This is a genomic window from Acinetobacter endophylla (assembly GCF_053543775.1).
The window spans coordinates 15,902-37,624 of the sequence record NZ_JBLVOM010000312.1 but is presented as its reverse complement, the minus strand read 5'-3'; the positions used below and the strand labels follow the sequence as shown (position 1 = coordinate 37,624).

The window sequence follows — 21,723 nt, the reverse complement described above, 5'->3', positions numbered from 1 at the left end:
TTAAATAAAACATTCAATATAAAACCTTAAAGCAATAACAATAAAGTTTAAAAAAAATTACAAAATAAAATGCTTCATTCATTTTTAAATTTCATGTTGAACGCTTAATTCAAGTGCTTTGATTTTTTCGCGAATATGTTCCGGAATTTCTGTTTTCTGCATGGTCTTTTTATCGACACAGACAATCACTGCTTCTGAAGTAGCAACAATACTTTGCTGTTTTTCACTCCATAATAGATATTGCATTCTAACTGCACTATTTCGAATTTCTTCAATACGTGCTGCCACTTTTAAATGATCAGGAAAAACCACGGGTTTTAAATAACGGCACTGATTGGATGCCACTACGGTAGATACCGATTCAGTGAGAATTTCTAATTGGGTTAAATAAGCTAGACGTGCACTTTCGACATAACGGTAATACATGGCATTATTGACATGTCCAAAGGCATCCATATCGCCCCATGCAACTGTTTGTTCATAAATAACTGGATATTGTTTTAATTCTGACATCATTATTCTCAAGTCTTAATTTCTATAAAGTTTACATTCGATTCAAATACTGCATTTAACTGCTGTAGCAAGTCCTCCCGATCTTGTAAGGCAGCTTTAATTCTTAAATAACTCATCCGGATATCATCCGGATATAAGTCGAGCAATTGCTGAGCTTGATCTGTATAGCCTGTAGCTTGCAACACATGCCATTTCGCAAAGCTTAAAATCGGTAATGCCGGATATTTGGCTTCCCAGTGCGAAATCTGTTGTGCAATCGCATCATAATCTGGATTTTGCCGCAATAACTGTTGCTGGAACCACAAATAAAAGACATCCTGATTAAATTGCTGTTCCATTAAATGAATCGCAAGCACTTCATGCTCGGCACTCATTTCTGGCATTCTAAATAATAATTTCAACCATAATAATTTGACCGAATAGTCACGATCAAATATCTGAGGTTTTAAATCTAAATAACGTTGCTGTAAATAAAATAAATCGTCCTGTGTGGCTTGGTCATAGGCCAGTAATAATTGTTCCAGCCATGATTTTTTTACTTCTTGGTCTAAATGCCCATATTGAGTCGAGCGTAAATATAACCAGGGAAACTGCATGGCAAATACTCCCCATAATGCAACAAGGCGCTGCTCATAGGCTGTTTTAACCTGCATTAACCAAGGTGATAATTCATGCTGATTTAAAAACTCCAAATGGGTAAGTGCTTGTTCACCTTGCTGTTGTGATAAATAAATTTCAATCCGTTGCAATTCTGCCAATTCAAATGCCATGGGATTGGATTGGTTTAAAGCAGTTAATGCATGGGTATATTGCTGTTGTCCCCAAGATAAACGTGCATCAATAATATGCTTGAGTAAACCCGACTTGGTGAAAGACTGCTGAATAAAATCCCGCTGATCCTGAGCAGCGTTTAATAACCAGATGACTGCCAATTGTTCATAAGGGTGCAAGCGGGAAAAACTAAAGACTGTTTCAGTTTTACGCTGTTCACGGCTGCGATACTGCTTGATCGCATACCAGATGCAATGCATCAAAAAACTTACACTGACCAAGGATGCGGCCAAAAACCAGAGGGTGGTTTGTAACTGCCACTCGCGCCAATACAGATAGACATAGCCAGCCCCATGTCCATAACTCAGGATACTCAGCACCGCAATGCCAAGTAAGCAGACAAATAAATAGGCCAGCAGAATCTGTTTCATAAGCAATTAGCCCACTAGGGTGCGTGTGTTTAATAATGGAATCGGAGTAATCGGGGTGGCCTTAATTTGATTCAATTGCTGAATCCATTTTTGGCTCTGTGCATCCGGCAATTGCTCCAAGACTTCAATCACGGCATTCAGTGCTTGCTGAAAAGCGACGGATTGGTCTTTTTGCAAGGTATTTTGTGCGATGAGCAAGCGCAATTGGGCCTCTTTCAGTACCAGATGCCGTTGCATCAAGACTATGCTTGGCTGATCTGCGGATTCAATCTGAACCCAGCGCTGCCAGAAAGAGCGTTGAGTTTCTGGACGCTGACGATATGGTGTCCGAATTTCTTTTTCAATTTCAGTATCCATCTGCACCAAAACTTCTTTTACTTTATTTTGCTGCACTAATCGGCTGTTCACGAATTTTTTCAGCATGTCCTGATCTTTTGCAATTACTTGCTGCAAACTACTGACCAAGGCAGGCGCTAAAATATAATCATCCAGCTCATTGGATAACTGATTTAATTTCTCAATCGCAGTGGCGTATTGTTGCTGTTGCAGTGCAAATTCGATCAGATCCAGATGTTGCTGTACTAAGGCAATATCATTCTGTGTTTCATTAGCTACCGCTTCACTTACTGGCGCTTTTGCTGAAGTAGCCCTAGCACTTTCCTGCTGAGCAGAAATCTGGCGTTTTAAAGCCACGAACTGATCATTGAGATTGGCATTTTGCTGCTGTAACTGATTGATGCTTTGATTGAATTCAGTCTGTGCTGTATTCAGAACATGAAAGTCATAGCTAAGCTTGATGAGCCACGCCATACTCAAGATGAACACTACAATGAATAGTTTCTTCATGCGTTCCCTAATATCAGCCTCATTTTCTGCAAGATCGTATTTGCCTCTAAATCATCGACTTGTACGAATTGAAAACTTGCCTGATGCTGCTGTTGATATTCCCCAAGAATAGTGGCCAAACGTGGCCCCAAAACCAAATAACAGGCTTGCTGTATGAACTCTGCACTATCCTGCATAATTGCCAGCCAGTTTAACCAGCTTGCCTCACTAGTGATCAGAACTGCAAAACGCTGCTGCCTCTTAAGCAGCGACAAGTTCTCTGCCAAAATCGTTGCCGTCGTTTCAGGACATTGCCGCCGGTACAAAATAAAGTTTAAAACTTTAATATTGCTGGCACGTAAATGATCCATCATAAATTGACGACCGCCTTCTCCGCGCCAGAAGGCTACACCTGAGCCAGAAGCCAGTTGCTTCAACACAGGCAATTGCAGCATGCCTTCCGAGGTTTCGACCTCAGGCACATGACTATGAATGCCGTAGCTCGCCAATGCCTGTTCAGTGGCTTTGCCCACTGCCACCCAATGCACCTGCGCCAAGGCCGAGAGCTTAATACCCGCCTGTTGTAAATATTGCATGCCAATCTGAGCGGCCGTCGGGCTAACCACCACAATAATCTGTGCCTGCTCCAGCTGCTGATACAAACTCGACAGCTCATCGGAATAAGGCATGGCATGCAGTTCGAGCAAAGGCAATTCTAAAACAGACACTTGCGCTGCCTGTAACTGCTGGGTCAAACCTGCAGCACGATCACTGGGGCGGGTATTAATCAATAACATCAGTGTGAATAGAGTGCTTTCAGCAACTCGCCAGCACCTTGATCAAGCAAGTCTTTTGCCAGCTTCACACCCAATTGCTCTGCATCTGCCGTTTTTCCAGTCTGCTGTGCCCGGAGCAAAACTGCTCCATCGATACTGCCTACACGACCTTCGATTGAAATCACACCCTCTTTGAGCGTGGCATAACCGGCAATCGGCACCTGACAACCGCCTTCCAGATAGGCATTAAAGGCACGTTCGGCACGTACGCAAGCATCTGTATCTGCATGCAGGAGTGGCTGAATCAAGTCCAGCACCGTCTGATCATGAGTACGGCATTCTAAGCCCAATGCACCTTGTCCCACGGCCGGCAGACTGACTTCAGGCGTCAGAGTATGACGAATACGTTCTGCCAGACCTAAACGTTTTAAACCGGCACTGGCCAGAATAATCGCATCATACTGACCAGCATCCAGTTTGGACAAGCGTGTGCCGACATTACCGCGTAAATCGATAATGTCCAGATCCGGACGCTGTTTTAAAATCTGGGTTTTACGACGTAAACTTGAGGTTCCGACTTTGGCACCTTGTGGCAATTCTTCAAAACTAGTGTAGGTATTCGACACAAAGGCATCTAATGGGTCTTCACGTTCGCAGATTACTGCCAGACTCAGACCTTCAGGCAAGGCCATCGGGACATCTTTCATGGAATGCACAGCCAGATCTGCACGACCATCCAGTAAAGCGGCTTCTAATTCTTTTACAAATAGTCCTTTTCCACCAATTTTAGCCAGTGGTGTATCTAGAATTTTATCGCCCTGTGTAACAAAAGTGACTAACTCGACCTGCAAACCAGCGTGCAAATCTTGTAGGCGCGCACGGATGTGTTCCGCTTGCCAAAGCGCAAGTGGACTTTGTCGAGTTGCAATTTTTAGGGTCTTCATAAATTTCAATAACAGTAAATGAGAACAATAGTCTAAACTTAACCTGCTCACTTGAAAATGCAAGTGAATTTATACAAGTTTCAACTGAATGCTCTCATTCATCCCCTGCTAAAGCTTTTGAATCCGATCTCGTAAAAATGGTAAATGTCGCCGACTGACCGCCAAACGGTCGTCCAGCTCACGACAACGTACCTGATACTGACCTGAACTGACCACTTCCAGACCATCCAGATAATGCACCGAGATCAAGGCATTACGATGAATCCGGATAAACTGGCTCCCAAACTCCTGCTCCAACTCCTTTAAGGTTTCATCAATCAATACACTGCCGTTTTTATGACGCACAGTGACATATTTCTGATCCGCCAGAAAATAATAGATATTTTCAACTGGCACCAATTCGACACCACGATAGGTCTTTGCCGCAATCTGCTGGCGGCTGATATTGATTTCGTCCATATTTTCTTTTTGTTTTAGTTGGCTCATTTGAGCTTGGGTAAGTTTAGTTAAGTGCTCTAAAACCTGTGCCAATTCCTGTTGCATCACCGGTTTAAGCAAGTAGCCTTCGGCATTTGATTTAAATGCATCCAGCGCATGTTGGTCATAGGCCGTACAAAAGACAATGGCCGGCATTGGATCCAGTTGACGCAAATGTTGCGCACAAGCCAGTCCATTCATTTCAGGCATTTGAATATCTAATAGGATGACATCGGGTTCGTATTGGTGAGCCAGATCAATCGCTTGACGGCCATGGCTTGCTGTCGCCACCACATCATGCCCCAGTTGAGAGACCAAACGTGATAAACGCTCGACGGCCAAAGGCTCATCATCACAAATCAGGATGTCCATTTCTCCTCCTTACCCAGTTAACATCATCAGATGAATGATAAAGCTAACTGCGATTTCTTTGATTTATTTTTATTTATATTGATATCGCACTACCGTCGTAAACATCCCTTCGCCGGCAAAGGTTTGAAAAGTCACACTGGGTCCATAATAAGCTTGCAGACGCTGTCTGACATTTTCTATTGCAATACCATGTCCCTTTTTTAAAGTTTTATTATCCTGTGCATAAGGGTTGGTTATGATGATATTAATTTGATTTTGCAATATTTCAACCAATATGCTTATGGTACTCTTTGTAAGAATTTTTTCAACTCCATGGAAAATACTATTTTCTAACAAGGGTTGTAAAGTTAATAATGGAATTTGAACTTGTGAGTATAAGTCTTTGTTTTCTAACTTCCATTCCACATGCAAACGCTCACCTAGACGGATCTGCTCAATCTCCAGATAGCGTTGGCACAGATCAATTTCCTCCTGCAGGTTGACCAGTTTTAATTCCTGAAAACTGGCACGAAATAACCGTGACAAATTCAACAGCATGTGCTCGGCTTTATCCGGATCGATACTGATCAGGCTGATCACACTATTCATGCTGTTAAACAGGAAATGCGGCTGAATCCGTGCCTGCATGGCCTGAATTCTAGCATTCAGCTCGCTATGCTGCTGCTGCTCCCATTGTTCACGCAAGTAAAGATAACGAAAACAGAAGGTTCCCAGTAAAATTCCCAGACTTAAATGGAGTCCAACCTGATCCAGCGCAATCACCAGGTTTAAATCTTGAAAATTAAAATTCTGTCCAAAATGTATCAAGATATTCAGGTTCACCGTGGTCAGCAATACAATTGCCTGTAACAGCAGAAATCCGGAAGTTAACGCCAGTTTAATGCCCATACGCTGAAAGGACTGATGGAACAGTTCAACCAGTGCTGCAAAACATAACAGTATCCAGTTGATATACAGCATATATTGCAGCAGGTGTATCCCATTTAATGCCTGCCAGGATTGCGCTTCTGCAAGCGCCAGAATCATGGCGAGAATATTGCCGCCAGCAAACAGTTCCAGCAAATAGCGTAAATTGCCGATCTGGCTAAAAAAATAGGAATTTTGCGTTTGTTCGTTCATCGATGTAAAAGATTGAGCAGATGTGATTTCGGCAATGGGCTTTGAATTTGTTATACTCTTTTTCGTTCTACTGCTTTTAATCTGATTGAGCCGACATGACCACATCTTCTAATTCCTCTAATCCATCACACGCCCAGACTTCGGGTATGTGGGGCGGTCGTTTCTCTGAAGCGACTGATGCTTTTGTTGCTGAATTTACAGCATCTGTTCAATTTGACCAACGTTTTTATAAACAAGATATTGCAGGCTCGATTGCCCACGCAACCATGCTGGCAAAAGTGGGCGTACTGACCACGCAAGAACGCGATGACATTATTGAAGGTCTGACAGCGATTCAAGCCGATATTGAAGCTGGTAACTTCGAATGGCGCATTGATTTAGAAGATGTACACATGAACATTGAGTCACGCCTGACTCAGCGTATCGGCATTACTGGTAAGAAATTACATACTGGCCGTAGCCGTAATGACCAGGTGGCAACAGATATCCGTCTTTATGTGCGCGATGAAATCGATGGCATCCTGGAGTTACTGAAAAAATTACAAAAAGGTATTTTAAGCTTAGCGGCTAAAAATACCGACACCATCATGCCGGGCTTTACCCACTTGCAAACCGCTCAGCCAGTGACTTTTGGTCACCATTTGATGGCTTGGTTTGAAATGCTGGTACGTGATTCAGAGCGTCTGATTGATTGCCGTAAGCGTGTCAACCGTATGCCACTGGGTTCTGCTGCACTTGCGGGAACAACTTACCCGATTGAACGCGCCTATACCGCTGAACTGTTAGGTTTTGAAGCCGTTGCTGAAAACTCTTTAGATGCAGTATCGGATCGTGATTTCGCAATTGAATTTAATGCGGCTGCATCTTTAATCATGATGCACTTGTCACGTATGTCTGAAGAACTGATTCTATGGACGTCTGCACAGTTCAAATTCGTGAACATTCCAGATCGCTTCTGTACTGGTTCATCCATCATGCCGCAGAAGAAAAATCCGGATGTACCTGAACTGGTACGTGGTAAAACTGGTCGTGTCTATGGCGATTTGATGAGCCTGCTGACTTTAATGAAAGGCCAGCCTCTAGCCTATAACAAAGACAATCAGGAAGATAAAGAGCCATTGTTCGATGCGATCGATACAGTTCGTGGTTCACTCATGGCATTTGCTGACATGATTCCTGCACTGGTTCCAAACATTGCTGAAATGCGCGAAGCAGCGCTGCGTGGTTTCTCAACTGCGACTGACCTAGCTGATTACCTGGTGAAAAACGGCGTTGCATTCCGTGATGCGCACGAGATTGTAGGTAAAGCGGTTGCACTCGGTGTACAAGAATCTAAAGACCTGTCTGAATTGACACTCGAACAACTGCAACAGTTCTCTGACCTGATTCAAGCAGACGTATTTGAAAAAGCCCTAACTCTTGAAGCTTCGGTGAATGCCCGTAATCACATTGGTGGCACCGCGCCTGCTCAAGTGAAAGCAGCCATTGAGCGTGCACATGCGCGTTTGGAACAACTTTACGCATAATTTTGGAGTATGGATATGTCTCGACAAGTTTTTTGCCGTAAGTATCAGGCAGACATGGAAGGTTTAGACTTTGCTCCATTCCCGGGGCCAAAGGGTCAGGAATTGTTTGACACCGTGTCTAAACAGGCTTGGCAAGAATGGCTAAAACACCAGACTACGCTAATTAATGAAAAGCGTTTGAACGTGTTTGAAGCAGATGCGAAAAAGTTTCTTGAAGAACAGCGTGAAAAGTTCTTTAACAATGATGCATCCCTAGAAAAAGCCGAAGGGCTGAAGCCTGAGTAAAAAAGAAAGCACTGCTTTTCTTTTTTACGTAAGACAAGGACGAAGTCCGCGTAGACTTTAATCTAAAAGAATCTCCAACTTTGGAGATTCTTTTTTATGTGTTGTTCTAAACATTACTCAAGACCAGCTAAGCACGTAGTTTTGAATGTGAAGAGCTCCCAATGCAGGAACTTTTCACATTAAAGCCCTGCCTTTCTTTTTTACACAAAACAAGAATGAAGTCCGCGTAGGCATAAATCTATCCCCTATCTCAGGGGATTTTTTGACTAATTCTAACAAATCTTACTAACTCACACTTAGAGCACAAAAACAGATTTTTACTTATTCTATTTCGTTTATCTAGTCAGCCACTATCCTGCTGAAAAACATTCAGATTTGTATCAAAATAATAGATTGTAAAAGTAATATACAGAGTAATCACAAAACACAACATTCTGCTACAAGAAGCCACATGATTAAAAAAAACTGTCTCTCTATAATGATCCCTAAGAAGATGAGATATCTTTGAATAACTATAATAATAAGCAACAAATACCCCGATTTCATCCCAGTTCTTCCCCCAAAGGCTGGGTATTTTTTTGCCTGCAATTTGCCGATTGGCTTGATAATTTAAGCGCATAAAAAAAGCCCCCTTTCAAGGAGCTTCTCTTTTCATTTCGATTAAGGCTGTTTCAGATATGGCCAAGCCGCTTTCAGATAAATGAACATCGACCATAAGGTGAGTACCACTGCGGTGTATAGCAAGGCATAGGCCAGCATTTCCAGCGGTGGCCAATTTAACAGAAATACGGTGATGGCGATCATCTGGAAAGCAGTTTTGTATTTCCCCACCGTTGAAACCGCAACATTGGTCCGTGCACCCAACTCTGCCATCCACTCACGTAAGGCTGACACAGTAATTTCACGCGAAATAATCACAATCGCAGCAAAAGCCATCGACATGGAAGGCTGCCATTGCACCAGCACAATCAGTGCAGCTGCGACCATCAATTTATCTGCAACTGGGTCGAGAAAACGTCCAAAAGCAGAAGTCTGGTTTAATGTACGTGCCAGATAGCCATCAAACCAGTCCGTTACTGCAGCCACCACAAAAATCGTGGTCAAAATAATATGCCGCGTCATGTCGGGGTTATGGGCATCAAAGCCCATTGCAGGTGGCCAGTAAGCCACCAATAAAAATACCGGAATAAGAGCGATACGCGCCAAGGTCAAGATATTTGGAATATTCAGGATACGACCTGTAGTCATAGACACCGCCAATTTTTCCCCTCATGTACGATGAAAATGCACACTTTTTTAGAGGTTTGATCCATCATTAATAGGCTTCACTTTATACGAATTGACTTGCAGTGTCACTAGGCAAACACCGTCACTGTTTGTCTTGCCATCGCAATCAGGCGATTTTCGGCATCCCAGAGATAGGCATGCTCCGTCGCATAACCATCCGCAGCATAGTCGGTAAATACTTTATATTTAAACCAATCATGCAATTGATGTTGAACCGGATGCACATAGGTCACTGTCCAGGTCAGACTACTCGCAGGCGCCATGTTTTTAAACATCGGCAACACCCCAGGTGGCCAGATATCAAAAATAGCCATCAAGTCTGCGACCAGAAATTCACGGTTGTGATGCTTTTCAGGATGAAACCGGCACCAGCCACCAAAGTCCGGACGAGGACTGGCACTACAAGGTAGATTGACATCCGCCCAGGCTACTTCGAAATGGTCATAACAGTCTGGCATACCATAGCCAACAGGAATCTGAAACAGCTGCTCTGGCGCAGCATAGTCGGGTGCCTGAACTTGTTGCTTTACCTGAATCTCTGAATCACGGGAAATACCAAAACTGGCAATCAGAATACTTTGCACCGCGTCGTCCTGCCATAAGCGCACTTCAATCGTGGTCACCGACTTGCCCTGCCGCAGGATTTCGGCACTCAGTCGTACTTTGGCTTGCTGAATCGGGCCGACAAAGGTCACACTGCAACTCAGCAAATGCTTGGCCGGATCATTGATGTGAGTGACGGCTTTTTGCATCATCATCGCGGCAGCCAGACCACCATACAGAGTACGACCCTGTAACCATCCCTGTGGAAACTCTACCCATTCCTGTTCGGCAATTTGTGCATAAAGTGCATGCAAAGACATGTTGATCCCTCAGTAAGTCTTGATGCTCAGTATATTCGGCAAAATTCTTCAGGTTGTGAATGTCACGTGACCCAAGCGTCAATGCGCACTTTGGCCCTTGCATTTAAGCCACGCGTCATTCATGCAGCACTTTATAAATCATCCGGGCCATGACTGAACCCAGTCCCGGTACCAGTTGCAGATCTCTTTCTGAGGCTTTCAGTACGCCCTGAATCCCGCCAAAATGGGTCAGCAAATCCCGACGGCGTTTTGGTCCGAGCCCCGGAATAACTTCCAGCACTGATGAACCTCGTTTCTTGTCACGTTTAGCACGATGCTTGGTAATCGCAAAGCGGTGTGCTTCATCACGTACCTGCTGAATCAGATGCAGCGCCTTATGATCCTCCGGTAATTGAATTTTACTGCCATCGGTAAAGTGCAGGGTTTCCAGACCGGGCTTACGTCCCTCACCTTTGGACACACCGACCATAAAGGCCTCTAAGCCTAGTTCCTGCATGACTTCCATCGCCATATGCAATTGCCCCTTGCCACCATCAATCAGCAGCAAGTCCGGTAACAGGGCTTTCTTATAACGACGGGTCAGCGCCTGACGCATGGCGGCATAGTCATCACCTGCCTGAATATCATGAATGGAAAACTGGCGATAGTCGCGCTTGCGCGCGCCCCCACTATCAAAGACCACACAGGAGGCCACGGTATCTTCACCCATAGTATGCGAAATATCGAAACACTCAATCCGATCTACAGGACGGCCGACCACCTGCTCCAACTGATGAAAACGCTCATTTAATTCTATATGATTGGCCAGCTTGCCCTGAATCGCGTGCTGTACATTCATCTGCGCCAGTTCCAGCCATTCGGCGCGGGTTTCGCGGACTTTGGACTTGATCTGGATTTTCTTGCCAAAATGCTGCGACAGTGCCGCTTCCAGTTCTTTACGGTCAGCCACTTCCAGATTGACAATCAGTTCAGCCGGGATTTCATCGGCTACCTGAAAATAAAAATTGGCAATAAAATCGGCCAGCATCTGCCCTAGGTCATCACTAAGCATATCCGGGAAATAACTTTTTCCACCTAGCATTTTACCATTGCGCACATGCATGATCTGCACACAGGTCACCCCGGCCTGATAGGCAATCGACAGGATATCGGCTTCGCCTTTGAGCTTATAGATCGCCTGCTGCGACTGTACGTCTCTTAACAATGCCATCCGGTCACGATAGAACACTGCTTTTTCAAATTCCAGCGCTTCAGCGGCCGCTTCCATTTTTGCGATCAGTTCCTGATTCAGCTCCTTGGTATCGCCCTGCAAAAATCGGATCGAGTTATCGACATCTGCCTTATAGTCTTCCGGAGAAATAAATCCGACACAGGGCGCAGAGCAGCGTTTGATCTGGTATTGCAGACATGGCCGGGTCCGGTTGGCAAAAAAACTGTTTTCACAGGAACGCACATTGAACAGTTTTTGTAGCACCACCAGAGTATCCCGGGCGGTATACGCACTCGGATAAGGTCCAAAAAACTTGCCCACCTGGTGCTTGCCCTTGCCGCGCCCACTGGCTAAACGCGGATAGGGTTTATCTGCCGAAACAAAAATATAGACATAAGATTTGTCATCACGCAGCATGATGTTATAGGGCGGATGATGCAGCTTGATCAGGTTCTGTTCCAGCAACAAGGCTTCAGTTTCAGAACGTACCACCAGGGTCTGGATATCATAAATCCGTGCCACCAAGGCCTGGGTTTTGGGATGATCCAGCGTTTTGACAAAATAGCTGGAGACCCGGTTTTTCAGGTTTTTGGCTTTACCCACATACAATAATTCACCGTCTTTGCCATACATCCGGTAGACCCCGGGCAGGCTGGTCATATTCGCCAGGATTTTTTCAATATGGGGGCGTGCGTTTTCGTTCACCTAAAGCCTATTTTTCACCTACAATCTGCAGATATATGTGATGATTGTTGCGTCATTTTCAAGCAAAAACACAAAATTCCCCTGAAGCTGCCACTTAATCTTAAAGTTCCTGTCGGGTTATCCCCCCAATCTATAATCCTCACGACATAAACTGATTGTTAAAAGCTATAAGTTTCAACCTTTAACTTTGTTATGCTCAAAAAGTCTAGTTTTGAGATGATTCGCATGACCCTGCAGCAATCGGGCATTCATATTGTTCAACCCTCCACCTCCACCCATCACCCGTCTGAACGTGCTCGCCTGATTGGTAAACCGCGTTTTCATTTCGAGCCGAGTAAGGTAATGCAACTGCTACGTGAACGGATTATTGGGCAGGATGCAGCCCTGAATGAAATTGAAAAAATGTTGCATGTGGTCAAGGCAGATTTTTCCAGTCCGGATCGCCCTTTGTCGGTTACCTTGATGCTGGGCCCTACTGGCGTCGGTAAAACAGAAACCGTGCGTCTGATTGCCGATGCGATCTATGGCCGCCCGGATGCCTTTTGCCGGATTGATATGAATACTCTGGCACAGGAACATTATGCGGCGGCTTTGACCGGCGCACCGCCCGGTTATGTGGGATCAAAGGAAGGTCACAGCCTGTTTGATGAAACTGCGATTGCCGACAGTCATACCCGTCCCGGCATCATGCTGTTTGATGAGCTGGAAAAAGCCAGTAACGAAGTGATTCGCGGCTTGATGAACGTGCTGGATACTGGCCGGCTGACCTTGAAAGCGGGCACTAAAACTATCGATTTTCGCAACTGCATGATCTTTATGACCAGCAATGTCGGGGCACAGGCGGCGCAGCAATATCTGGACAAACTCAGCTATCTGCCTGAGAAAATGCAGGCACTGTGTCTGAAGCGCGTTCCCACCCAGCGCATCATTGAAAAAGTCATGCAGCGTAAATTCGACCCTGAATTTCTGAACCGGATTGACCGCAGCCTGCATTATCAGGCGGTACAGCATGATGCCCTGCCACGTCTGGTCGAAATTGAACTGGATAAACTGAACAAGCACTTGCAACATCAGCAACGCAGCGTGCATTTAAGCGCTTCAGCCAAAGCCTATTTCTATCAGGACCATGATATTCGTTACGGCGCCCGACATTTGGGCCGCAAGATGCGTACCGAACTGGAGCCGATTCTGGCGCTGTATTTTTTAAACCAGCCTGAGCAGTTCAGTCTGCATCTGGACTGTGTCGATGGACAGCTGGTGGTTCTGCCTGAGCAAGCAAAAGCTTAACTAAGGCAGACTCGATATCAGTTTTTATTCGGCTGAAGCACCTGTATAAAAGCAGTTTGATCTTTGGGTGAAACCAATATAAATTTCTGCACGCCGCCTTCCGTATAGTCAATCCGCAGACGCTTTAAGGATAAGGCTGGCGCAATGATAGAGTGGTCTGTGGGCTGAATGGATTGGATTTCACTTAACGGAATCTTCCAGCTTAACCACAGGCTTTTTATGGTCAACACCCCATTGTCTACCACATAGCGCGTACTCCAGAGCGGCCACCATAGAATAAGAATGGTCAGGATATAAACCGCAGTGTGCAGCGGATATTGCTGCATGGTCCCTTTGGCCTGCATGGTTAGCAGCAGTTGCAGCAGCAGGCCACTCATACAAATCACAAAAGCCAGCAGCCACCAGTCTTTTTTAGAACGAAATACGTGCATCGATATCCCCCATATCTAAGTGCAAGATCATCATAAACAATTCCATAGCAGATGACAGGGATTCAACCCGGCAGGATGGAAATTATTTTAAATCACACATCGACAGGATCGTTCCCATTTTCGATCTCATCAGAAAAGTTCAGTAACTCAAATGATCTAATACACTGTTATTTGTGCTGATTAAATACTATCAGCAAAGACCTGAAAGCCCTGCGCTCAGCATACTTCGAGGCTAAAAATGGCAAGTTCAAGGATAGAAATTGACTGAATTGACAAAACTCCGCTAGAAATACACCTTGAAAATCAGTCACCCTGCTCCATATCTATCAGGCTGATTGATAAAAAATAATGAATTGAAACAGAATCTTTGGTTCATCGGGCTATAAGAAACTGAAAGGAAAAATTATAACCGGTCGGATCAAGCCGGCAGAAATTGATGACCATTGCGTCACGGCTTGATACAACTTGTTATGTTCTTTTTGGATATAGTTATCGTAAGATTAGCGAAGTCAAAAAGTGCGCGGGACATGCGCACTTGCTTCACAACATCAACTTAGAAGTCCTCCAAAATAAAGGAGATCAGGGCATGATCCACGCTGGCAATGCCATTACCGTCCAAATGCTTGAGGACGGGATTGCAGAATTCCGCTTTGACTTACAAGGTGAGTCCGTTAACAAATTCAACCGTGCAACGATTGAAGATTTCAAGGCTGCTATCGAAGCCGTCTCCCATGCCGATATTCAAGGTCTGATTGTGACTTCAGGCAAATCTACATTTATTGTAGGTGCTGATATCACTGAATTCGGCGACAACTTTGCTCAGGGTGAACAAGCGATTGTTGACTGGGCAATGCCAGTACATGAAATTTTTAACAGCTTCGAAGACCTCGACATTCCTAAAGTGGCCGCCATTAATGGCATGGCACTCGGTGGCGGTTTCGAAATGTGCCTGGTGTGTGACTACCGTGTCATGTCAGAGCAGGCGCAAGTGGGCCTGCCTGAAATCAAGCTGGGGATCTTCCCGGGCTTCGGTGGTACAGTACGTTTAAGCCGTCTGATCGGTATCGACAACGCGGTAGAATGGATGGCAATGGCCAATCCTAAAAAGCCTGCTGCCGCACTGAAAGACGGCGCAGTCGATGCTGTCGTTCATGCTGACAAGCTACAAGATGCTGCACTTGATCTGGTAAAACAGGCGATTCATGGCCGTTTAGACTGGAAAACCAAGCGTCAGGAAAAACTCGATCCAGTTAAACTCAGCCCGATCGAACAGATGATGGCGTTTAACTCATCGAAAGGCATGGTTCTGGCAAAAGCTAATCCGGCTCAATACCCTGCGCCAAAATTATTACTTGATTCATTACAAGCCGGTGCGAGCCTGCATCGTGATGACGCGCTGAAAGCGGAAGCTGAAGGCTTTGCCAAAGCAGCGGTAACACCACAAGCAGGTGCCTTGATCGGTTTGTTCCTGAATGACCAGATCGTGAAAAAAACCTCGAAGCGCTATGAAAAAGGTGCGCATCCAGTGAACCAGGCGGCTGTTCTCGGCGCAGGTATCATGGGTGGTGGTATTGCTTACCAGGCGGCAAGCAAAGGCACACCGATCATCATGAAAGACATCGGTAACCCGCAACTTGCTTTGGGCATGAAAGAAGCCAACGGTTTACTGACCAAACAAGTTGAACGTAAGAAGATGAAGCCTGCTCAAATGGGTGAAACTCTTGCTCGCATCCGTCCAACTTTAAGCTATGACGAGTTTAAAGAAGTGGACATCGTGATCGAAGCCGTGACTGAAAATCCAAAAGTCAAAGGCATCGTACTGAAAGAAACTGAAGCGAAAGTTCGTGAAAACACGATCATTGCATCTAATACTTCTACGATTTCAATCACGCGTCTGGCTGAAAATCTGGAACGTCCTGAAAACTTCGTGGGCATGCACTTCTTTAACCCGGTACACATGATGCCACTGGTTGAAGTGATTCGTGGTGCGAAGACTTCTGATGAAGCGATTGCAACAACTGTGGTGCTTGCTCAGAAAATGGGTAAAACACCAATCGTGGTGAATGACTGCCCGGGCTTCCTGGTGAACCGCGTATTGTTCCCTTACTTCGGTGCATTTGACCTGTTGCTTAAAGATGGTGCTGACTTCCAGCAAATCGATAAAGTCATGGAAAAATTCGGCTGGCCAATGGGCCCTGCTTACCTGATGGACGTTGTCGGTATCGACACTGGCGTACACGGTGCAGAAGTGATGGCTGAAGGCTTCCCGGATCGTATGAAACCTGATTTCAAAGGTTCGATTCAGGTGATGTACGAAAACAACCGTCTGGGTCAAAAGAACGACGTTGGTTTCTACAAGTATGAACTTGACCGTAAAGGCAAAAAAGCCAAAGTGGTTGATCCAACTGCGTATGAGCTTGTGGCCTCTGTTGCAACTGCGGAAAAACGTGAATTTGACGCTCAGGAAATCATTGACCGCATGATGCTGGCTTTCTGTAACGAAACGGTTCGTTGCCTGGAAGACAACATTGTAGCCACTGCTGCTGAAGCAGATATGGCGATGATCATGGGTGTTGGTTTCCCTCCATTCCGTGGTGGTCCATGCCGTTACATCGATCAAACCGGTGTAGCTGAGTATGTTGCGCTTTGCAATAAGTATGCGCACCTTGGTAAAGCTTATGAAGCGCCAGAAATGTTGCGCGAAATGGCTGCTAACAACAAAAAATTCTACGGTTAAGGAGCAACGTGAATGGCTACTTTAAATCCACGTGACGTTGTCATCGTTGATGGCGTACGTTCAGCAATGGGTAAAACCAAAAACGGTATGTTCCGCAATGTACGTGCCGACTCGATGTCTGCTGAGCTTGTCCGTGCCCTATTGGTACGTAACGAATTCGACCCGCATGAAGTTGAAGACGTAATCTGGGGCTGTGTGAACCAAACCCTAGAACAAGGTATGAACATTGCCCGTAATATCGCATTACTGGCAGACCTGCCGAAAACTGTTGCAGGTCAAACGGTGAACCGTCTTTGTGGCTCGTCTATGCAGGCGATTCACACTGCGGCTGCGCAAATTGCGACGAACCAAGGTGATATCTTCATCATCGGTGGTGTTGAGCACATGGGCCATGTGGGCATGATGCACGGCATCGACCTGAACCCTGAAGCGTCTAAGCATTATGCTAAAGCGTCGAACATGATGGGTCTGACTGCTGAAATGCTGGGTCGTATGAACGGCATTAGTCGTGAAGAACAGGATGCGTTCGGTGTGGAATCACATCGCCGTGCCTGGGCTGCGACTGAAAACGGTCTGTTCCAGAACGAGATCGTTGGCATTGAAGGTCATAATGCAGATGGCTACAAAATCCTGTGTGATATCGATGAAGTGATCCGTCCGGATGCGAACCTTGAATCGTTCAAATCTTTGCGTCCAGTCTTCGATCCGAAAGGCGGTACAGTAACTGCAGCGACTTCTTCAGCATTGTCTGATGGTGCTTCTGCAATGTTGCTAATGTCTGCTGAACGTGCTCAAGCTTTAGGTCTTAAGCCACGTGCTGTAATTCGCTCTATGGCGGTTGCAGGCTGTGATGCGGCGATCATGGGTTATGGTCCGGTTCCAGCAACGCAAAAAGCGTTGAAACGTGCTGGCCTGTCAATTGCTGATATTCAGACTTTTGAATTGAACGAAGCATTTGCTGCACAAGGTCTGTCTGTTCTTAAAGGCTTAGGCATTTATGACAAGCAAGACATCGTGAACCATAACGGTGGCGCGATTGCATTGGGTCACCCATTGGGTTGTTCTGGTGCGCGTATCACAACAACATTGTTGAACGTAATGGAGCAACAAGATACGCAAATTGGTCTTGCGACGATGTGTATTGGCCTTGGTCAAGGTATTGCAACAGTGATCGAACGTGTTTAATGCTTAATTAAATACCGAGATCAAAAGAAACCCCGCTTATTGCGGGGTTTTTTGTAAGCAAAAGATTCAAACAATTGATTTAAATATATTAATGCCTACCTTCATGTTATAAAAATGATATTAAACAAAAATATGAGGGTTAAAATTTGTCAAATCGTGAACTTTTTTCTCAAGAAGAGCAAGAAAATTTCAATACACAATTCTTTGAAAATGATCAGGCACATGAAAAAGCAAATGAGCTTGGATTTTTTGATTGCAACTTGCTATTTAATGCTTTGGAAATTATCGATAATGCTTTTGAATTAAAAGATGAAAATAATGATATGAAGTTTGTGTCACGTTCTGGTGACTTCAAACAGGCTATCGGGCTGGCGTTAAAAAGGTCCCTTAATACAAATTGGCAATTCAAAAATATAGATGGTCAAAGATGTTTAGTTTCAGACGAAGAAAAGAAAATTATTCTTTTTGCTTCTGCTAATCATGCACTAGGATATAGTGACTCACAACTAACTACTGCCTCCCCTAAAGGAATAAAGACTAAAGATAAAGTTCATAAGAATTATGGCTCTTATACTGATAAAGACTTATTTAAAACTTGGATATGTTTTTATCCCTCAAGAAAAGACATTCGCTACCTTCAAGATGATAGATCTCAAATAAAAATAGAATTAGCCTTTCCAACATCTTATACAATTGTGAAAGAGTCAGGAAAAGATAAATTTTTAGTTAAAAATTATTTAATTAGACTCATACTAAACAATCAAAATCCTAATAATGATTTTAATCCAAAGTTAAGAAAACCTAGTCCTGATCTCACTACATCTAGTACAATCACTGAAGAGGATTTACCTATTAACTTGAAAGCCGGCTAGAGGAAATGCAAGTAATTGATCGAACTAGATTAAAGGTTGCGAAGGATTTGCGACGCTTGTCCAATAAAGATTTTGCTAATCTTTTAGGTTGCTCTGAGCCTAAAATTCGTAAAATTTTAACAGATGGAAAATATCCTATTAGTTGTGAAGATTTTCAGCAAATAACTGAAAAATTGGGTTTGCCTGCTAGCTTTTTTTTAGCGGACGATAATCTCGAATTAGTCAATTCGTCCGACATTTTTTATAGGTCAGCAGCTAGAATTAAGGCTGAATATAGAAATGCAAATGAAGCCTATATTCTGTTAGCAAAAAAAATTAACCTTTACTTTGAGAGTAAATTAACTCTTCCTAAATTTAGTTTCCCTGATCTTGAAATTTTTGAATCTAATCACCCAGACTATCCATCAAGTGTTGCAAATAATTTAAGAGGTTTTTGGGGATTAGGCATCCAACCCGTTAATAATATTATTGCGCTACTTGAGCTAAAGGGTTTTCGCGTCTTTCGCCTACCTTTTGATATAAAACAAATGGATGCACTTTCTTTTTTTGATGAACAAAGTGGCAATCCTTTTATATTCTTAAATGATTTTAAATCATTTGAAAGACAACGCTTTGACGCTGCTCATGAACTTGGTCATATGATTCTGCACAAAGATGATAATGCCGAATACAATCGAACAAAAGAAAGTGAAGCAGATCAATTCGCTTCAGAATTTCTGATGCCTTATGAAGGCTTTACCAGTAATTTACCAAAAAATTTAAGTATTCAATCTATGATTGAGTATAAAAAATATTGGCGTGTCTCACTTAAAGCTGTGAATTATCGTTGCCATAAATTAGATTTGATTTCTGATTGGATTTATAAAAACAACTCAATTCGTATAAATTCTTTTGGATATCATTTGAATGAACCTGATCCAACTTATGGTGATCAATCTCTGTTTTACTCAAAAATTTTAAAAACTTTAGCCACTCAAGATGGTTTTAGTATTTCTAAAATGCTAGATGGAATCGGCATTTCTCGTTCAGATTTCAATGATCTAACATTTTATTCAATAGATAAATTTGAAGAATCTAAACCTAGACCTAAACTTTATGTCGTTAGTTAAAGCTCTTCGGAGCTTTTTTTATTTAAATTAAAATGTTATCTATTTGTAAAATTGGTTTATTTTTCAGTCACTTAAATCTTGATTATGAATCACTTAAATTTTATAAGCGTATGATCAAGCCTCTTTTTCCTATTTCCTTAAAAGGGTTTATATGAACATGCTTAAAACAATGATCGCAACTGCAATCGTAGCGACTTCTGCATCTGCAATGGCAACTGAAGCTCAAGTTACACCAGCAATTGTTGTAACTAAAACAACCCAAACTGTTGCCAAAGAAGCTGCTGCACCTGCACAAGCGAAAGTTGAAGCTGCTCAAGCGACTGTTGCTGCAACTCAACAAGCGGCTGAAACTAAAGCTAAAGCAGTAAAAGCAGAAGCGACAACTCAAGTAGAAACGGCTCAAGCTACAGCAGAACAACACGTTGAAGCTGCGAAAACTGAAGCAGTAGAAACCAAAGACGCTGCTGCTGAAAAAGCAGAAGTAAAAGCCGAGAAAAAAGGCTGGTTCTCTTGGTTTAAAAAAGCGGCTTAAGCTTTTTAAAAGCATAAAAAAAGATGTCAGCCTGACATCTTTTTTTTGTTTTATGTAGTCTCATTTAAGCTCAAGAATTTAAAAAAATCCTCAATCTTCTATTCAACCTTCTGCGCCAGCATGGTGGCAAAGTGCTGTTTAATCCGCTGACCCTGCTCATCGACACGATACAGCTCACCGACATTTTCATTATATTTCACAATATGCCAGCCCTCATAATACCCTCGCAACTCCCCCGGCTGAAAAGCAAATGGAAAATCGACTTGTGCCGGAATATCTGGCGTATCCATGGCACAGACAATCAGGTTATAGCCACCTGGCACGGTCGCCTGCTGCATCTGTGCAATAAGCGGTGGAATGGTTTTCGCCTCAAGAAACATCATCACCACGGTACAGTAGATAAAGTCATATTGGCCTGCAATGTTGGTATCCGTGTTAAGGTCGCGGCGCTGTACTTGCACATGATCAATCTGCTCAGTCTGCACGATCTGTCTTAAAGTCTGCAAACTGTTTTCGTTGACATCCCAGGCATCGACATTAAAGCCGTTCTGGCTCAAATAAAGCGCATTACGCCCTGTACCGCAGCCGACGTCCAGCGCACGGCCACCTTTTAAATAGGGCATCGCTGCCAGCACTTCAGAATGGGTAGGATTTAACTGATATTTCTTGATAAAGTAATCCTCAGGCTGGCAGTAAAAACGTAACTGACATTCGACATCTTCACTGGCAGAGACAATTTTGTGCCAGGCCTCAGGCTCAATAAATGGCGGTTGCTGCTCTGGTGTAAACACATGCTCGGATTGCACTGCACCAGATTCTTCCAGCATGGCAAAACGCAGCTCACCTTTTAATACTGTCAGTTTCGCCCAGGTGCCGGCTTTAGTATTGTGCTGATTCTTAAAGCCCTGGGGAATACTCTGCTGGTTCCAGACTGGAAGTTCCTTATAACATCTCAACTGTTGCATAATTTTTGCCCTCCATATCATCCATGCTCCGCCTGCCATTCTTTTGGCAGCAGTAATTAATTCAGCATAGCCTGTTCAAATCGGAATTGGAATCAGCGCCTGTTCGCGCTGTGCCGATGCAACAGCAAGATCAATACCAGTTTTCTATCAAAATAAAAAAGCTGCCTCTCTTGAAACAGCTCGGTTGTATATCAATCAGGAATTTGATGACTTGATTAATGCAGCAGTTCCGACTTTAGCCAGTTGATGTATTTATCCTGATCCATAAAATCCGGTGCGCTCCCCAGATCCAGACTGAAATACTGCTGATTGAACTGAATCACAATCTGTTCGGTATAGTGCCAGTCCTCGATCAGCGTGAAATATTGATCCAAGAACAACCGGTTCTTGTCCCCGTTATTCATCCTTTGTAATTTTGGACATGTTTTATTTGCGACAAACTCACCGTACACCTGCTGAATATCAGCAAAAACCTGAATTGTTTGCATGACTCACCTGCTT

21 protein-coding genes are annotated in these 21,723 nt (G+C 43.9%); 8 read left to right on the top strand and 13 right to left on the bottom strand.

The genetic code is table 11. The annotated features are described in order from the left end of the window. Nucleotides 1–84: 84 nt before the first annotated feature. From ACNPNW_RS16665 to ACNPNW_RS16635, 7 genes are all read right to left on the bottom strand, one after another. Nucleotides 85–513, bottom strand: coding sequence for an acyl-CoA thioesterase (locus tag ACNPNW_RS16665; protein WP_086044203.1), 429 nt, complete (start codon nt 511–513; stop codon nt 85–87). An 8-nt stretch (nt 514–521) separates the two neighbouring features. Next, nucleotides 522–1,715, bottom strand: a complete 1,194-nt coding sequence (locus tag ACNPNW_RS16660; protein ID WP_005250450.1) for a hypothetical protein — start codon at nt 1,713–1,715, stop codon at nt 522–524. Between the two features lie 6 nt (nt 1,716–1,721). Further along, entirely contained in the window at nt 1,722–2,561 is an 840-nt protein-coding gene (locus ACNPNW_RS16655) for a hypothetical protein (protein WP_005105429.1), read from the bottom strand. Continuing rightward, on the bottom strand, nt 2,558–3,337 hold the full coding sequence (locus ACNPNW_RS16650) for a uroporphyrinogen-III synthase (RefSeq protein ID WP_005105426.1): 780 nt from the start codon (nt 3,335–3,337) through the stop codon (nt 2,558–2,560). Before ACNPNW_RS16650 ends, ACNPNW_RS16655 begins: the two co-directional genes overlap by 4 nt. Continuing rightward, nucleotides 3,337–4,260 (bottom strand): hydroxymethylbilane synthase, encoded by a 924-nt coding sequence (gene hemC, locus ACNPNW_RS16645; protein WP_004647306.1) that lies wholly within the window; start codon nt 4,258–4,260, stop codon nt 3,337–3,339. Before hemC ends, ACNPNW_RS16650 begins: the two co-directional genes overlap by 1 nt. A gap of 108 nt (nt 4,261–4,368) precedes the next feature. Further along, nucleotides 4,369–5,109: a LytR/AlgR family response regulator transcription factor gene (locus ACNPNW_RS16640; RefSeq protein ID WP_086044204.1), complete on the bottom strand. Its 741-nt coding sequence runs from the start codon at nt 5,107–5,109 to the stop codon at nt 4,369–4,371. Nucleotides 5,110–5,178: 69 nt separating this feature from the next. After that, on the bottom strand, nt 5,179–6,333 hold the full coding sequence (locus ACNPNW_RS16635) for a sensor histidine kinase (protein ID WP_086044205.1): 1,155 nt from the start codon (nt 6,331–6,333) through the stop codon (nt 5,179–5,181). Here ACNPNW_RS16635 and argH point away from each other — a divergent pair. Continuing rightward, entirely contained in the window at nt 6,324–7,754 is a 1,431-nt protein-coding gene (gene argH / locus ACNPNW_RS16630) for an argininosuccinate lyase (protein WP_222110601.1), read from the top strand. The two genes, ACNPNW_RS16635 and argH, sit on opposite strands and share 10 nt — an antisense overlap. A 15-nt stretch (nt 7,755–7,769) precedes the next feature. Next, nucleotides 7,770–8,039, top strand: coding sequence for an oxidative damage protection protein (locus tag ACNPNW_RS16625; RefSeq protein WP_004278636.1), 270 nt, complete (start codon nt 7,770–7,772; stop codon nt 8,037–8,039). A gap of 660 nt (nt 8,040–8,699) precedes the next feature. On the opposite strand, the gene pgsA is transcribed toward ACNPNW_RS16625, so the two are convergent. The 3 genes from pgsA to uvrC all read right to left on the bottom strand — a co-directional run bounded on the left by pgsA (nt 8,700) and on the right by uvrC (nt 12,104). Beyond that, nucleotides 8,700–9,287: a CDP-diacylglycerol--glycerol-3-phosphate 3-phosphatidyltransferase gene (gene pgsA / locus ACNPNW_RS16620; protein WP_016806864.1), complete on the bottom strand. Its 588-nt coding sequence runs from the start codon at nt 9,285–9,287 to the stop codon at nt 8,700–8,702. A 107-nt stretch (nt 9,288–9,394) separates the two neighbouring features. Next, nucleotides 9,395–10,189 (bottom strand): thioesterase family protein, encoded by a 795-nt coding sequence (locus ACNPNW_RS16615; protein ID WP_086044207.1) that lies wholly within the window; start codon nt 10,187–10,189, stop codon nt 9,395–9,397. A 115-nt stretch (nt 10,190–10,304) separates the two neighbouring features. After that, nucleotides 10,305–12,104, bottom strand: coding sequence for an excinuclease ABC subunit UvrC (uvrC, locus tag ACNPNW_RS16610; RefSeq protein WP_005250444.1), 1,800 nt, complete (start codon nt 12,102–12,104; stop codon nt 10,305–10,307). 225 nt (nt 12,105–12,329) lie between these two features. Here uvrC and ACNPNW_RS16605 point away from each other — a divergent pair, with 225 nt between their 5' ends. Then, nucleotides 12,330–13,391, top strand: coding sequence for an AAA family ATPase (locus tag ACNPNW_RS16605; RefSeq protein ID WP_448767213.1), 1,062 nt, complete (start codon nt 12,330–12,332; stop codon nt 13,389–13,391). A gap of 17 nt (nt 13,392–13,408) precedes the next feature. Here the strand turns inward: ACNPNW_RS16605 and ACNPNW_RS16600 are convergent, their stop codons facing one another. Then, entirely contained in the window at nt 13,409–13,822 is a 414-nt protein-coding gene (locus ACNPNW_RS16600) for a PH domain-containing protein (protein ID WP_005250440.1), read from the bottom strand. A 586-nt stretch (nt 13,823–14,408) separates the two neighbouring features. On the opposite strand from ACNPNW_RS16600, the gene fadB reads away from it, so the two are divergent. From fadB to ACNPNW_RS16575, 5 genes are all read left to right on the top strand, one after another. Then, nucleotides 14,409–16,559 (top strand): fatty acid oxidation complex subunit alpha FadB, encoded by a 2,151-nt coding sequence (gene fadB, locus ACNPNW_RS16595; protein WP_005250438.1) that lies wholly within the window; start codon nt 14,409–14,411, stop codon nt 16,557–16,559. Between the two features lie 12 nt (nt 16,560–16,571). Next, nucleotides 16,572–17,744, top strand: a complete 1,173-nt coding sequence (gene fadA / locus ACNPNW_RS16590; RefSeq protein WP_004729264.1) for an acetyl-CoA C-acyltransferase FadA — start codon at nt 16,572–16,574, stop codon at nt 17,742–17,744. A 146-nt stretch (nt 17,745–17,890) separates the two neighbouring features. Continuing rightward, nucleotides 17,891–18,616 (top strand): hypothetical protein, encoded by a 726-nt coding sequence (locus tag ACNPNW_RS16585; RefSeq protein ID WP_004729261.1) that lies wholly within the window; start codon nt 17,891–17,893, stop codon nt 18,614–18,616. A gap of 5 nt (nt 18,617–18,621) precedes the next feature. Continuing rightward, the gene (locus ACNPNW_RS16580; RefSeq protein WP_004729258.1) at nt 18,622–19,725 is read left to right on the top strand and encodes an XRE family transcriptional regulator; all 1,104 of its coding nucleotides are present in this window, start codon (nt 18,622–18,624) and stop codon (nt 19,723–19,725) included. Between the two features lie 151 nt (nt 19,726–19,876). Further along, entirely contained in the window at nt 19,877–20,257 is a 381-nt protein-coding gene (locus tag ACNPNW_RS16575; RefSeq protein WP_005250432.1) for a hypothetical protein, read from the top strand. A gap of 98 nt (nt 20,258–20,355) precedes the next feature. Here the strand turns inward: ACNPNW_RS16575 and tehB are convergent, their stop codons facing one another. After that, nucleotides 20,356–21,222 (bottom strand): SAM-dependent methyltransferase TehB, encoded by an 867-nt coding sequence (tehB, locus tag ACNPNW_RS16570; protein WP_086044208.1) that lies wholly within the window; start codon nt 21,220–21,222, stop codon nt 20,356–20,358. Nucleotides 21,223–21,437: 215 nt separating this feature from the next. Beyond that, nucleotides 21,438–21,710, bottom strand: coding sequence for a hypothetical protein (locus tag ACNPNW_RS16565; RefSeq protein ID WP_004278649.1), 273 nt, complete (start codon nt 21,708–21,710; stop codon nt 21,438–21,440). Nucleotides 21,711–21,723 lie beyond the last annotated feature (13 nt).

What these genes read in the sequence shown, in the direction of transcription:
- ACNPNW_RS16635 (WP_086044205.1), bottom strand. Translation starts at nt 6,333, where the DNA reads ATGTGGTCATGTCGGCTCAATCAGATTAAAAGCAGTAGAACGAAAAAG.
- tehB (WP_086044208.1), bottom strand. Translation starts at nt 21,222, where the DNA reads ATGCAACAGTTGAGATGTTATAAGGAACTTCCAGTCTGGAACCAGCAG.
- ACNPNW_RS16660 (WP_005250450.1), bottom strand. Translation starts at nt 1,715, where the DNA reads ATGAAACAGATTCTGCTGGCCTATTTATTTGTCTGCTTACTTGGCATT.
- fadA (WP_004729264.1), top strand. Translation starts at nt 16,572, where the DNA reads ATGGCTACTTTAAATCCACGTGACGTTGTCATCGTTGATGGCGTACGT.
- ACNPNW_RS16575 (WP_005250432.1), top strand. Translation starts at nt 19,877, where the DNA reads ATGAACATGCTTAAAACAATGATCGCAACTGCAATCGTAGCGACTTCT.
- ACNPNW_RS16615 (WP_086044207.1), bottom strand. Translation starts at nt 10,189, where the DNA reads ATGTCTTTGCATGCACTTTATGCACAAATTGCCGAACAGGAATGGGTA.
- pgsA (WP_016806864.1), bottom strand. Translation starts at nt 9,287, where the DNA reads ATGACTACAGGTCGTATCCTGAATATTCCAAATATCTTGACCTTGGCG.
- ACNPNW_RS16655 (WP_005105429.1), bottom strand. Translation starts at nt 2,561, where the DNA reads ATGAAGAAACTATTCATTGTAGTGTTCATCTTGAGTATGGCGTGGCTC.
- ACNPNW_RS16640 (WP_086044204.1), bottom strand. Translation starts at nt 5,109, where the DNA reads ATGGACATCCTGATTTGTGATGATGAGCCTTTGGCCGTCGAGCGTTTA.
- ACNPNW_RS16625 (WP_004278636.1), top strand. Translation starts at nt 7,770, where the DNA reads ATGTCTCGACAAGTTTTTTGCCGTAAGTATCAGGCAGACATGGAAGGT.
- ACNPNW_RS16665 (WP_086044203.1), bottom strand. Translation starts at nt 513, where the DNA reads ATGTCAGAATTAAAACAATATCCAGTTATTTATGAACAAACAGTTGCA.
- ACNPNW_RS16565 (WP_004278649.1), bottom strand. Translation starts at nt 21,710, where the DNA reads ATGCAAACAATTCAGGTTTTTGCTGATATTCAGCAGGTGTACGGTGAG.
- ACNPNW_RS16600 (WP_005250440.1), bottom strand. Translation starts at nt 13,822, where the DNA reads ATGCACGTATTTCGTTCTAAAAAAGACTGGTGGCTGCTGGCTTTTGTG.
- ACNPNW_RS16605 (WP_448767213.1), top strand. Translation starts at nt 12,330, where the DNA reads ATGACCCTGCAGCAATCGGGCATTCATATTGTTCAACCCTCCACCTCC.
- hemC (WP_004647306.1), bottom strand. Translation starts at nt 4,260, where the DNA reads ATGAAGACCCTAAAAATTGCAACTCGACAAAGTCCACTTGCGCTTTGG.
- ACNPNW_RS16580 (WP_004729258.1), top strand. Translation starts at nt 18,622, where the DNA reads ATGCAAGTAATTGATCGAACTAGATTAAAGGTTGCGAAGGATTTGCGA.
- fadB (WP_005250438.1), top strand. Translation starts at nt 14,409, where the DNA reads ATGATCCACGCTGGCAATGCCATTACCGTCCAAATGCTTGAGGACGGG.
- argH (WP_222110601.1), top strand. Translation starts at nt 6,324, where the DNA reads ATGACCACATCTTCTAATTCCTCTAATCCATCACACGCCCAGACTTCG.
- ACNPNW_RS16650 (WP_005105426.1), bottom strand. Translation starts at nt 3,337, where the DNA reads ATGTTATTGATTAATACCCGCCCCAGTGATCGTGCTGCAGGTTTGACC.